Origin of the sequence: Streptomyces sp. NPDC001668 (assembly GCF_042893155.1) — a bacterium.
Classification (GTDB): Bacteria; Actinomycetota; Actinomycetes; order Streptomycetales; family Streptomycetaceae; genus Streptomyces.
Map to the genome: position 1 here is coordinate 1 of NZ_JBIAUQ010000018.1, position 12363 is coordinate 12363.

A 12363-nucleotide genomic window follows, 5' to 3' on the forward strand; every position below is an offset into this window, starting at 1 on the left:
GGTCGGTTCCCGCGCCGTGTTGGTGGCCCCCCCCCCCCGCCCCCCGCCCGCACCCCCCCCACCCCGGCCCCGACCCACAACCCACCGCACGCGCTACACAAGCCCCCACCGAAGCCGCACCGGCCGCCGCAGGCATCTCAGGGGCGCGGGACTGTGTCCATATGCGGCTCCGCCGCGTGGGCGCAAAAACGCCCGCCCCCACCGAACCCGCACCCACACCGTCACGACCCCACCGGCCCCGCCCGATCCAGCAACCCCGTCCGCGCAGCCAACGCCGCCGCCTCCAACCGAGACCCCACCCCCAGTTTCATCAGCACCCGCTGCACATGCGTCCGCGCCGTGGACGGCGCTATCCCCATCCCCGCCGCGATCAGCCGCGTGTCCTCCCCGTCGGCCACCCGCACCAGCACCTCCACCTCCCGAGGCGTCAGCATCTGGAGCAACCGCTGCCCCTCGTCATCCGGCTGGGCCGCGGGATTCAGCAGCTCACTGAACGCCCCCTGCAGCAGCTGCGGAGCGACCGCCGCCTCCCCCGCCCGAGCCTTCATGATGGCCCGCTCGACCCCCTCGATCCGCTCGTCGTGCCGGACATACCCCGACGCACCCGCCGCGAAGGCCGCCGCGATCCCGCGAGGGCTCGGCACGGGCCCCAGCACCAGCACCGCCACCTGCGGCCGCTCCCGCTTGATCTTCACGACCGGATCGAACATCCCCGGCTCGGCCGGCGTGGCCGTACCCAGCAGGCACACCTCGGGCGCCCGGCTGATCACCAGCTCCGCCGCCCCCGCGGCGGGTGCCGCCGCCGCGAGCACCCGGTGCCCGCGCAGTTTCAGCGCCGAGGCCAGTGCCTCGGCGAGCAATCGGTGGTCGTCGACCACCATGAGCCGAACTCCCATCGAGCAACCCCCCAGTCCCCCCCATGGATCCGCGTGAATGCCCCACTATGAAGCCCACTGATCCGCACGGGCAGAGGACCTCTCCCGGCACCCTCTCCCGGCACCCCCGCCCTTCATGCCCCCGGAAGCTACACGCTAGTTCGACGTTGCGCTTCCCCTACCGGTGAGAAGTGTCCCGGAAGTGCTGAATTCCCGGCTTTCCTGTCGTTCGAGGACGATGTGCCGCACCTTCACGCGTCCTCGGCCAGCTCCAGCCACCGCAGCTCCAGTTCCTCCCGCTCCCCGGCGAGGTCCCGCAGTTCGGCATCCAGGGAGGCCACCTTCGCGAAGTCGGTGGCGTTGTCGGCGATCCGGGCGTGCAGCTTCGTCTCCTTCTCGGAGATCTTGTCGAGCTGCCGCTCGATCTTCTGAAGCTCCTTCTTGGCGGCCCGCTGATCGGCGGAGCTCTTCTCCACGGCGGGCTTCGACACCACGGGCGCCGAGGCGGCGGCCGCCTCCTCCATGCGCTGCCGCCGCTCCAGGTACTCGTCGATACCGCGCGGCAGCATCCGCAGGGTGGCGTCCCCGAGCAGCGCGAAGACCCGGTCGGTGGTCCGCTCGACGAAGAACCGGTCGTGGGAGATCACGACCATCGAGCCGGGCCAGCCGTCGAGGACGTCCTCCAGCTGGGTCAGCGTCTCGATGTCGAGGTCGTTCGTGGGCTCGTCCAGAAACAGCACGTTCGGCTCGTCCATCAGCAGCCGCAGCAGTTGCAGCCGCCGCCGCTCACCACCGGACAGATCCCCGACCGGTGTCCACTGCTTCTCCTTGTTGAAGCCGAAGGTCTCGCAGAGTTGCCCGGCGGTCATCTCGCGCCCCTTGCCGAGGTCGACGCGCTCCCGCACCTGCTGGACGGCCTCAAGGACCCGCAGGGCCGGGTCGAGTTCGGCGACCTCCTGCGAGAGGTAGGCGAGCTTGACGGTCCTGCCGACCACGACCCGTCCGCCCGCGGGCTGTGTCTCGCCCTCGGTCCGCGCGGCCTCGGCCATGGCGCGCAGCAGGGACGTCTTGCCGGCGCCGTTGACCCCGACGAGACCGATCCGGTCCCCGGGGCCGAGCTGCCAGGTCACATGCTTCAGCAGCACCTTGGGTCCGGCCTGGACGGTGACGTCCTCCAGCTCGAAGACGGTCTTGCCGAGCCGCGAGGAGGCGAACTTCATCAGCTCGCTGCTGTCCCGCGGCGGCGGCACGTCGGCGATGAGCTCGTTGGCGGCCTCGACGCGGAAGCGCGGCTTGGACGTACGGGCGGGGGCGCCGCGCCGGAGCCAGGCCAGCTCCTTGCGGACGAGGTTCTGCCGCTTGGTCTCCTCGGTGGCGGCGATCCGCTCGCGCTCGGCTCGCGCGAAGACGTAGTCGGAGTAGCCGCCCTCGTACTCGAAGACGTCGCCCTTCTGCACGTCCCACATGCGGGTGCAGACCTGGTCGAGGAACCACCGGTCGTGGGTGACGCACACGAGCGCGGACCGGCGCTCGCGCAGGTGCTTGGCCAGCCAGGCGATGCCCTCGACGTCGAGGTGGTTGGTGGGCTCGTCGAGGACGATCAGGTCCTGTTCCTCGATGAGCAGCTTGGCGAGGGCGATACGACGGCGCTCGCCACCGGAGAGCGGTCCGATGACGGTGTCGAGGCCCTGCGGGAAGCCGGGCAGGTCGAGCCCGCCGAACAGCCCGGTCAGCACGTCGCGGATCTTGGAGTTGCCCGCCCACTCGTGGTCGGCCATGTCCCGGATGACCTCGTGGCGCACGGTGGCGGCCGGGTCGAGGGAGTCGTGCTGGGTGAGGACCCCGAGGCGCAGTCCGCCGGAGTGCGTGACGCGTCCGGTGTCGGTGTCCTCCAGCTTGGCGAGCATGCGGATCAGAGTGGTCTTGCCGTCGCCGTTGCGGCCCACGACGCCGATGCGATCACCCTCGGAGACGCCGAGCGAGACACCGTCCAGCAGGGCACGGGTGCCGTACACCTTGCTGACGTTCTCGACATTGACCAGATTGACGGCCATTTCTCTCCTGCCCAGGGGGATCGATCGACCCTCCAGGGTAGTCCGCCCGCTACGCCCCCATCACCGTCGCACCCGGCACCGGCCCCGAGGCCGTACGCACGGCCCGGCAGGTCCCGGAGGCGCGCAGCGCGTCCGCGATCTTCGCCGCCGACTCGCTGTCGCGGGCGAGGAACGCGGTGGTCGGGCCCGAGCCCGAGACGAGCCCGGCGAGCGAGCCGGCGGCGCTGCCGGCCGCGAGGGTGCCGGTGAGCTCGGGGAAGAGGGAGAGGGCGGCGGGCTGGAGGTCGTTGGAGACGGCGGCGGCGAGCGCGTCCGGGTCACCGCTCGCCAGGGCGTCGAGCAGGTGCTCGGAGGCCACGGGCGCGGGGACGTCGAGGCCCTCGGTGAGCCGGTCGAACTCCCGGAAGACGGCCGGGGTCGACAGTCCGCGCTCCGCCATGGCGAAGACCCACGAGAAGCTCCCGCCGACCTCCAGCGTCCTGAGCTTCTCCCCGCGTCCGGTCCCGAGCGCGGCCCCGCCCACCAGGCTGAACGGCACGTCGCTGCCCAACTCGGCGCAGATGTCGAGCAGTTCCTCGCGGGAGGCACCGGTGCCCCACAGGGTGTCGCAGGCCAGCAGCGCACCCGCGCCGTCCGCGCTGCCGCCCGCCATGCCGCCGGCGACGGGGATGTCCTTGGCGATGTGGAGGTGGACGGCGGGATCCAGGCCGTGGCGCTCCGCGAGGGCGATCGCCGCGCGGGCCGCGAGGTTCGTACGGTCGAGGGGGACCTGGGCGGCGTCCGGGCCCTCGCAGGTGACGCGGAGCTCGTCGGCGGGCGTCACGGTCACCTCGTCGTGGAGGCCGACCGCGAGGAAGACGTTGGCCAGGTCGTGGAAGCCGTCGGGGCGGGCGGCGCCGACGGCGAGCTGGACGTTGACCTTGGCGGGGACGCGGACGGTGACGCTCACTGCTGGACCGGCTCCTTGTTCTGTGCGTGCTCGGCGATGCGCGCGAACTCCTCGACGGTGAGCGACTCCCCGCGGGCCTGGGGCGAGACCCCGGCCGCCACGAGGGCGCTCTCGGCGGCCGCGGCCGACCCCGCCCACCCGGCGAGCGCGGCCCGCAGGGTCTTGCGGCGCTGGGCGAAGGCGGCGTCGACGACGGCGAACACCTCGCGCTTCGACGCGGTGGTCTTGACCGGCTCGGTCCTGCGGGTGAGCGAGACAAGGCCGCTGTCGACGTTCGGCGCGGGCCAGAAGACGGTGCGGCCGATCGACCCGGCCCGCTTGACCTCGGCGTACCAGTTGGCCTTCACGGACGGGACGCCGTACACCTTCGAGCCGGGCGGCGCGGCGAGCCGGTCGGCGACCTCCGCCTGGACCATGACGAGGGTGCGCTCGATGCTCGGGAAGGTGTCGAGCATGTGCAGCAGCACGGGGACGGCGACGTTGTAGGGGAGGTTCGCGACGAGTGCGGTGGGCGCGGGGCCCGGCAGGTCGGTGACGAGCATGGCGTCGGAGTGCACGAGGGCGAAGCGGTCGGCGCGGTCGGGCATGCGGGCCGCGATGGTGGCGGGCAGCGCGGACGCCAGTACGTCGTCGATCTCCACGGCGGTGACGCGGTCGGCGGTCTCCAGGAGCGCGAGGGTGAGCGAGCCGAGGCCGGGGCCCACCTCCACCACCACGTCGTCGTTCCTGACGTCGGCGGTGCGGACGATCTTCCGGACCGTGTTCGCGTCGATCACGAAGTTCTGGCCGCGCTGCTTGGTGGGGCGTACGCCTAGGGCGGCCGCGAGTTCGCGGATGTCGGCGGGGCCGAGGAGGGAGTCTGGGGAGGGGCTGCTCACGTGGACAGCCTAGCCGCGGGCCGGTGGGGGCCGGTCGCGCCCGCTCATCCGTGCAGCCGGCCACCGCAGTGCGGCCAAGGGCTCGCCCCCCGCCGGACGTACAGCTTCTTCGCCCGGAGCGTCTGCTCCGCCGCCGGGGCGTCCTGGGGGCGGCCGGACCCGCCGAGCGCCTGCCAGGTCCTCGTGTCGAACTGGTACAGGCCGCCGTACGTCCCCGACGGGTCCACCGCGTTCGGGCGGCCGCCGGACTCGCAGTGCGCGAGGCCCTGCCAGTTCAGATGGTCGGCGCCCCGCACGGAAGTCGGCATCGGCTTCGTGCCCACCCGCACCCTCTGCGTCCGGGGCTCGCGCACCACCTCGACCCGGAGCCGCCGCGGCTTCTGCCGGACCCCGTTGACGGTCCGCAGGGAGTACGTGACCCGGCGCACGCCCGGCGCACCCGCCTGGTCGATGACCTCCGTGCCCTTGAACAGGGAGGCGTCCTCGGTGCGCTCCTCGCGGAAGGGGATCTGCTCCTCGCGCACTTCCTTCGTGGCGGTGATCCGCAGCACCGTGACGGTCTGTCCGTCGCGCGGGAAGCTCCCCGGCGGGACCGAGGTGGTGTCCATGCCGCTGAGCGTGACCCCGGCCTCCTCGACGGCCTCTCCGACGGTCGCCGCGTTCGTCCGGATGGTCCGTGCCCGGCCGTCGGCCATGATCGTCACGGAGCGCTCGGTCCGCACGTCCAGCGCGAGCCCCTCGCGCCCGATCCGCCGGGAGCGCGAGGTGGACACATACGCGCCCTCCGCACGCACCCCGAGCTGTTCGAGCGCTCCGTCCACCGTCCGTGCCGTGGTCCACACCTCACGCGGGTGGCCGTCGAGGGTGAGCCGCAGGGGGCGCCCGTAGCGCACGGCGACCTCGTCCCCGCTGGCGAGCTGCTCGCCGGGCGCGGGCGCGACCACGTCGTGCGCCCCGACCGCGACACCCTCCTCGGCGAGGAGTTCGTCCACGTCGTCCGCGAAGGTGTGCAGGGTGCGCGGCTTGCCGTCGACCGTCAGCTCGATCGCCTTGTCCTCGGCGACGAAGGCGGTGGTCCCGCCCGCCAGGAACGCGACGACCAGTGCCTGCGGGAGCAGCCTGCGCATCGCGCTGTCCTGGCGCTCCGTGGATCTGGCTCTGCGCCGGCGCGCCGCCCGCCGCCCCGCCTCGGGCTGGCGCGGGAGCGGTGCCTCCGTCATCTCGTACGCGGGCCGGTAGGTGTCCTCGTACGCCAGCGTCCGGCCCGTGTCGGGCACCCCGTACACCCCGTAGGCGATCGTCTGCGCGGTGTCCGGGTCGGCGGGGGCCGTGCCGACGGCGCCGTAGGCCTGTGGTCCGTACGGTTCGGTCGGGCCGTACGTCTCGTAGGCCTCGTACGTCTCGTACTGCGAGTTGCTCACGACGACACGCTCCAGGGGTCCGGATCGGGCCCACAGAACCTAGCGGAGCGACCGTCACTCTCCAAAGCGACTCGGCTACCCGGAGTTACGTTCGAGAGGGGGTGATACCCCGTCAGTATCCGAAGGCGCGTGCGGTGTTGGCGGCGAGTGCCGTGGCCAGCGCGTCCTCGTCGATGCCGCGCACGGCGGCCATGGCGCGCACCGTGACCGGAACGAGATAGGGGGCGTTGGGCCGTCCGCGGTACGGCGCCGGGGTCAGGAACGGCGCGTCGGTCTCCACGAGGAGGAGCTCCAGGGGGGCCACGGCCACCGCGTCCCGCAGGTTCTGGGCGTTCTTGAAGGTGACGTTGCCGGCGAAGGACATGAAGTATCCGGCGGCCGCGCAGATCTCCGCCATCTCGGCGTCGCCGGAGTAGCAGTGGAAGACAGTCCGCTCGGGGGCGCCCTCCTCCTTCAGCACGCGCAGGACGTCGGCGTGGGCGTCGCGGTCGTGGATGACGAGCGCCTTGCCGTGCCGCTTGGCCATCTCGATGTGGGCGCGGAAGGACGCCTCCTGCGCCTCCTTGCCCTCGGGCCCGGTGCGGAAGTAATCGAGGCCGGTCTCGCCGACGCCCTTGACCTGCGGAAGTGCGGCCAGGCGGTCGATCTCCGCGAGCGCCTCGTCGAGCGCCGCTGTGCCCCCCGCCTGCCGCGCGCCCTGCCGCGACCAGCCGTCGGGGTCGCCGTGGACGATCCGGGGCGCCTCGTTGGGGTGCAGGGCGACGGCGGCGTGGACGGCGTCGTACCGGGCCGCCGTCTCGGCCGCCCACCGCGAGCCGCGGACGTCGCAGCCGACCTGGACGACGGTGGTCACCCCGACCGACGCGGCTTTGGCGAGCCCCTCCTCCACGGTCCCGTCCTGCATGTCCAGGTGGGTGTGGGAGTCGGCGACCGGCACCCGCAGGGGCTCCGGGAGCGGCGGGGCCGCGTTCTTCTCGCGGGGGCTGTTCGAAGGCATGCCCCGATCCTACGAAAGGGGCATGCCCACCCCGAGGGCAGAGCGGTCAGCTCGCCTTGCGCTGGAAGACGTGCAGCAGGTCGGCCAGGTGCCAGTGGTGGCCCTCACCCGCCACCTGCGCGCCGTCCCCGGGCGCCTCGACGGGGCCGGCGGGGGGCGTGCGGTGCGCCGCGTCACGGGCGGAGGCGACCCTGCCGGGCCGCATGATCCGTACGACGTGGTGGTCGCAGTTCGCGCACGTGGGCTTGGAGAGCGGAGAGGGCACGACCCGTCCGTCCGCCGTGTACTGCACGAACTCCCGGCCGTCGCCGTCGATGTGGTGCTCTATCTCGTACGACTGCTCCCACCCGTGCCCGCAGCGCATGCAGGCGAAGGAATAGGACTCGTTGACGACGGCTGTGGCACCGGGGTGCCCTGCGATCTCGCTCATGCCAGCTCCTGTGTGTCCGCTGGTTCGAAGGACGGGTACGTCCCTCACCCCAGTGGACGCCTCCCGGGACCCGATGGCGACAGGCCTGTCGACTGTTGGAGCCGATTTGGACTTTCCTTGCCGAACCGGCCCGTACGGCCCCGCGGAGCTTTGCATTCCGAGACACCGCTTTGCGCGCACATGGGGCGCACGCTCAGAAGTCATGCGCCCTGCTCAGAGGGGGTGTGACCCACCTCATCCCAGGCCGGGGGACGGGGCGTTCTTCGCGGCGACGACCGCATCGAAAACGACCCGCTTGGGCACTCCCGCCTCAACGGCCACCGCGGCGATCGCCTCCTTGCGCCGCTCCCCCGCCTCCTCCCGCACCCGCACCCTGCGCACCAGTTCCGCGTCGTCGATCTCCTCGGCCCCCTTCTCGGGCGCCCCCTCGACGACGACGGTGATCTCGCCCCGCACCCCTTCGGCGGCCCACTCGGCGAGGAAGCCCAGCGACCCCCGCTTGACCTCCTCGTAGGTCTTCGTCAGCTCCCGGCACACCGCCGCCCGCCGCTCTGCCCCGAACACCTCGGCCATGGCCGCGAGGGTGTCGTCGAGCCGGTGGGGGGCCTCGAAGTACACGAGGGTGCGCCGCTCCTCGGCGACCTCCCGCAGCCGCGACAGCCGCTCACCGCCCTTGCGGGGCAGGAACCCCTCGAAGCAGAACCGGTCCACGGGCAGCCCGGACAGCGCGAGCGCGGTGAGCACCGCGGACGGTCCCGGTACGGCGGTGACGCGGACGTCCTTCTCCACGGCGGCGGCGACCAGCCGGTACCCCGGGTCGGACACCGACGGCATCCCGGCGTCGGTGACGAGCAGCACGCGCGCGCCGCCGAGGAGTTCCTCGACGAGTTCGGGCGTACGGGCGGCCTCGTTGCCCTCGAAGTACGACACGATCCGCCCCTTGGGCGTCACGCCGAGCCCCTGGGTCAGCCGCCGCAGCCGCCGGGTGTCCTCGGCCGCGACCACGTCGGCCCCGGCCAGTTCCTCCGCGAGCCGGGGAGGCGCGTCCGCGATGTCGCCAATGGGGGTGCCCGCCAGGACAAGGGTTCCAGTCACGCCCCCATCCTCCCAGCCGCGCCCCGAACCGGACGCATCCGCCCATGCACGGGACTCACACAGCGCCGTTCCTTACGATGGCGCGGTGACCAGTACCGCGTCCTCCACGGACACCCGGCAGGACCAGGCCCCCCAGGACCGGCGGCCGTCGTGGCAGCAGAGGCTGCGCCGTTTCGGCTACACGCCCGAGGCCGGCAGCGACGTGCGGGAACGCCTGGTGCCGCCCTTCGTCACTCCCAGTCCGCGGATGTGGCAGGTCCTGGGCGTGCCCGGGCCGCTCGCCGAGCGGATCGCGCGCTGGTCGGGCTGGCTGGGGCCGCTGCTGGTGACGCTGGTGGCGGGGCTGATGCGGTTCTGGAACCTGGGCAGCCCGAAGAAGGTGATATTCGACGAGACGTACTACGCGAAGGACGCGTGGGCGCTCGTGCACCGGGGCTTCGAGCTGAGCTGGGGCAAGAACGTCGACAGCCAGATCCTGTCCTCGAACGGGCACGTCCCGCTGCCGACGGACGCCGCGTATGTCGTGCATCCGCCGGTCGGCAAGTACGTCATCGGGCTCGGCGAGCTGATGTTCGGGTTCAACCCGTTCGGCTGGCGGTTCATGACGGCGCTGCTCGGGACGTTGTCGGTGCTGATCGTGTGCCGGGTGGGGCGGCGGATCTTCCGCTCCACCTTCCTCGGCTGCCTGGCGGGCGCGCTGATGGCCGTGGACGGGCTGGCCTTCGTGATGGCGCGGACCGCGCTGCTCGACGGTGTGCTGATGTTCTTCGTGGTGGCCGCGTTCGCCTGCCTGGTCATCGACCGCGACCGGGCCCGGGAGAAACTCGCGGCCGCGCTGCCGGTCGACTCCCACGGGTTCGTGCGCCCCGACGCGGGGGTCGCCGACAAGCTGTGGCTCGGCATGCGGCCGTACCGCTGGCTGGCGGGTCTGCTGCTCGGCCTGGCCATGGGCACCAAGTGGAACGGCGGCTTCTTCATCATCGGGTTCGGCATCATGACGGTGCTGTGGGATGTGGGCTCGCGCCGGGTCGCGGGCGCGAGGCGCCCCTACGACGCGGTCATCAGGTACGACTTCGGCATCGCGTTCCTGGCCATGGTGCCGCTCACGATCGTCACCTACCTCACCTCGTGGATCGGCTGGATCCTCTCGCCCGCGGACGGCACCGGCGGCTACTACCGCAACTGGGCGGCGACCGACGGCAAGGGCGGCAGCTGGACCTTCCTGCCCGACTGGTGGCGCAGCCTGATCCACTACGAGCACGAGGTCTACAAGTTCAACATCGGCCTGTCCTCGCCGCACACGTACATGTCCAACCCGTGGAGCTGGATCGTCGACGGCCGCCCGGTCTCCTACTTCTACGAGTCCCCCTCGCCCGGCACCGACGGCTGCCCGGCGGACGCGGGCGAGAAGTGCGCCCGCGAGGTCCTGGCGATCGGCACGCCGCTGCTGTGGTGGGCCGCCTGCTTCGCGATCCTCTACGTCCTGTGGCGCTGGTTCTTCCGCCGTGACTGGCGGGCGGGCGCCATCGCCTGCGGCGTCGCGGCCGGCTACCTCCCCTGGTTCAACTACCAGGAGCGCACGATCTTCTTCTTCTACACGATCGTCTTCCTCCCCTTCCTCTGTCTGGCCGTCGCCATGATGGTCGGCGCCCTCATCGGCCCACCGCGCGCCTCCGACACCCGCCGTGTGGCGGGCGCCACGGCGGCGGGAGTCCTGGTCCTCCTGATCGCCTGGAACTTCATCTACTTCTGGCCGCTGTACACGGGGACGGCGATCCCGATCGACGACTGGCGGTCGCGGATGTGGCTGGACACGTGGGTCTGAGGACTCCGAGTTCACGTATGTGATTGAGCACCCGCTCCCACGAATCAGGAAACTCTTACCCCGCTTGTCACACCCCCCGCTTAGGCTGCCCCCAACAACGGGGTAATCGGGGAGGTGGCCACACCATGGCCAAGGGGGTGAAGGTCGCTGTCGTCAGCACGGTGTTCGCCGTGATGGTCGGCGGGGCCGGATACGGCGCGTACAACTTCGTGTCGGCGATGAGCGACGACGGCAGCGGTGGCGTCGGGGACGCCAAGCGGAGCGGGCCGCCCAGCGCCGACGAGATCAAGGAGACCTCCCGGGACTTCTTCGCCGCCTGGGAGAAGGGCAACGCGGTGAGCGCGGCCGCGCTCACCAACAACAGCACGACGGCCGAAGTGCTGCTGACGGACTACGCGGCGGACGCCCACATCGGCGACGTGCGGATCACCCCCGGCAAGGCGACCGGCGCGACCGTGCCGTACAGCGTGAAGGCGACCGTGTCGTACGAGGGGAAGTCGAAGCCGCTCGCGTACAGCAGCAAGCTGACCGTCGTGCGCGGGGTGACCACCGGCAAGGCGCTCGTCGACTGGCAGCCCTCCGTGGTGTACCCGAAGCTCCAGCAGGACGACCGGCTCGTCACCGGCGCGTCCGCCAACCCGGCCATCGAGGCGGTGGACCGCGACGGCAAGGTGCTGACCAAGGAGAAGTACCCCTCCCTCGGCCCGGTCCTGGACGCCCTGCGCGAGAGGTACGGCAGCGACGCCGGCGGCACCCCGGGCATCGAGCTGGTCATCAAGCATCCGGACCAGACCCCCGACACCTCCCTGCTGACCCTCGCCGAGGGCAAGGCGGGCAAGCTGCGGACCACCATCAGCGCCACCGCGCAGGCGGCCGCGGAGAAGGCGGTCAAGCTGTACGACCAGTCCTCGGTCGTCGCCGTCAAGCCCAGCACCGGCGAGGTGCTGGCCGTGGCCAACAACCGCACGGACGCCTTCAACGCGGCCTTCGAGGGCACCAAGGCCCCCGGCTCCACCATGAAGATCATCACCGCCGCGATGCTCATCGACAACGGTGTGACCTCGATGAACGGCCCGGCACCCTGTCCGCCCGACGCCGTGTGGCAGGGGCAGACCTTCAAGAACCTCACCGGCATGCAGCCCAACGAGAACGCCACGCTCGCCAACAGCTTCATGCGGTCCTGCAACACCGCCTTCATCAAACTGATCGACGAGAAGCCGCTCACCGACGAGTCGCTGACCCTGGAGGCCCAGGACCGCTTCGGGATCGGCGAGGACTGGAGGACCGGCATCGTCTCCTTCGACGGCAAGGTCCCCGCGGTCAGCGGTCCGGACCGCGCGGCGAACGCGATAGGCCAGGGCCAGGTCCAGATGAACCCGCTGAACATGGCCTCGGTGACGGCCACCGCCATCACCGGCGCCTTCCGCCAGCCCTACCTGGTCTCGCCCAAGCTCGACGACCGCGAACTGGCCACCGCCAAGGGGCTGCCGTACAACACCGCCTCCCAGCTGAAGCAGATGATGCGGCTCACCGCGACCCAGGGCACCGCCGCCAAGGCGATGGCGGGGCTCGGCGGGGACATCGGCGCGAAGACGGGTTCCGCGGAGGTCGACGGACAGCAGGTGTCCAACAGCTGGTTCACCGGCTTCCGCGACGACATGGCCGCGGCGGCCATGACGGAGGAGGGCGGCCACGGCGGCGACGCGGCGGGCCCGATTGTCGCAGCTGTGCTACGAGCCGCAGGCTGAACTCATCCGGGCTGGACAGGGACTCTAGGCTGTTGCCGTCGTTGGGATGGATGAGGGCAACGGGGACCCTGGGAACTGGCGGAGGAATCGG

10 protein-coding genes are annotated in these 12363 nt (G+C 71.6%); 2 read left to right on the forward strand and 8 right to left on the reverse strand.

All coding sequences use genetic code 11. The annotated features are described in order from the left end of the window. Window positions 1–221: 221 nt before the first annotated feature. The 8 genes from ACFYZ8_RS37865 to rsmI all read right to left on the reverse strand — a co-directional run bounded on the left by ACFYZ8_RS37865 (window position 222) and on the right by rsmI (window position 8699). Window positions 222–896, reverse strand: coding sequence for a LuxR C-terminal-related transcriptional regulator (locus ACFYZ8_RS37865; protein WP_359039049.1), 675 nt, complete (start codon window positions 894–896; stop codon window positions 222–224). 230 nt (window positions 897–1126) lie between these two features. After that, entirely contained in the window at window positions 1127–2929 is a 1803-nt protein-coding gene (locus tag ACFYZ8_RS37870) for an ABC-F family ATP-binding cassette domain-containing protein (RefSeq protein WP_388542232.1), read from the reverse strand. Between the two features lie 49 nt (window positions 2930–2978). Further along, complete coding sequence (locus ACFYZ8_RS37875; RefSeq protein WP_388542230.1) at window positions 2979–3878, reverse strand: 4-(cytidine 5'-diphospho)-2-C-methyl-D-erythritol kinase; 900 nt, start codon at window positions 3876–3878, stop codon at window positions 2979–2981. Next, window positions 3875–4756, reverse strand: a complete 882-nt coding sequence (gene rsmA, locus ACFYZ8_RS37880) for a 16S rRNA (adenine(1518)-N(6)/adenine(1519)-N(6))-dimethyltransferase RsmA (protein WP_359039043.1) — start codon at window positions 4754–4756, stop codon at window positions 3875–3877. The genes ACFYZ8_RS37875 and rsmA overlap by 4 nt, the downstream gene beginning before the upstream one ends. Before the next feature lie 44 nt (window positions 4757–4800). Next, a complete protein-coding gene (locus ACFYZ8_RS37885) occupies window positions 4801–6177 on the reverse strand; it encodes a ubiquitin-like domain-containing protein (RefSeq protein WP_388542229.1) in 1377 nt (458 codons plus the stop codon). 112 nt (window positions 6178–6289) lie between these two features. Beyond that, complete coding sequence (locus ACFYZ8_RS37890; protein WP_359039039.1) at window positions 6290–7174, reverse strand: TatD family hydrolase; 885 nt, start codon at window positions 7172–7174, stop codon at window positions 6290–6292. 46 nt (window positions 7175–7220) lie between these two features. Continuing rightward, the gene (locus ACFYZ8_RS37895) at window positions 7221–7604 is read right to left on the reverse strand and encodes a hypothetical protein (RefSeq protein WP_388542227.1); all 384 of its coding nucleotides are present in this window, start codon (window positions 7602–7604) and stop codon (window positions 7221–7223) included. Between the two features lie 234 nt (window positions 7605–7838). Beyond that, the gene (gene rsmI, locus ACFYZ8_RS37900) at window positions 7839–8699 is read right to left on the reverse strand and encodes a 16S rRNA (cytidine(1402)-2'-O)-methyltransferase (protein WP_359039035.1); all 861 of its coding nucleotides are present in this window, start codon (window positions 8697–8699) and stop codon (window positions 7839–7841) included. Window positions 8700–8784: 85 nt separating this feature from the next. Between rsmI and ACFYZ8_RS37905 the strand changes: the two genes are divergently transcribed. Together ACFYZ8_RS37905 and ACFYZ8_RS37910 are read left to right on the forward strand one after the other, a co-directional pair. Further along, entirely contained in the window at window positions 8785–10524 is a 1740-nt protein-coding gene (locus ACFYZ8_RS37905; protein WP_388542225.1) for a dolichyl-phosphate-mannose--protein mannosyltransferase, read from the forward strand. A 125-nt stretch (window positions 10525–10649) separates the two neighbouring features. After that, window positions 10650–12272: a penicillin-binding transpeptidase domain-containing protein gene (locus ACFYZ8_RS37910; RefSeq protein WP_388542223.1), complete on the forward strand. Its 1623-nt coding sequence runs from the start codon at window positions 10650–10652 to the stop codon at window positions 12270–12272. The last annotated feature ends 91 nt before the right edge of the window (window positions 12273–12363 follow it).

Coding starts and splice junctions, on each gene's coding strand:
- ACFYZ8_RS37865 (WP_359039049.1), bottom strand. CDS start 896: ATGGGAGTTCGGCTCATGGTGGTCGACGACCACCGATTGCTCGCCGAG.
- ACFYZ8_RS37870 (WP_388542232.1), bottom strand. CDS start 2,929: ATGGCCGTCAATCTGGTCAATGTCGAGAACGTCAGCAAGGTGTACGGC.
- ACFYZ8_RS37890 (WP_359039039.1), bottom strand. CDS start 7,174: ATGCCTTCGAACAGCCCCCGCGAGAAGAACGCGGCCCCGCCGCTCCCG.
- ACFYZ8_RS37895 (WP_388542227.1), bottom strand. CDS start 7,604: ATGAGCGAGATCGCAGGGCACCCCGGTGCCACAGCCGTCGTCAACGAG.
- ACFYZ8_RS37910 (WP_388542223.1), top strand. CDS start 10,650: ATGGCCAAGGGGGTGAAGGTCGCTGTCGTCAGCACGGTGTTCGCCGTG.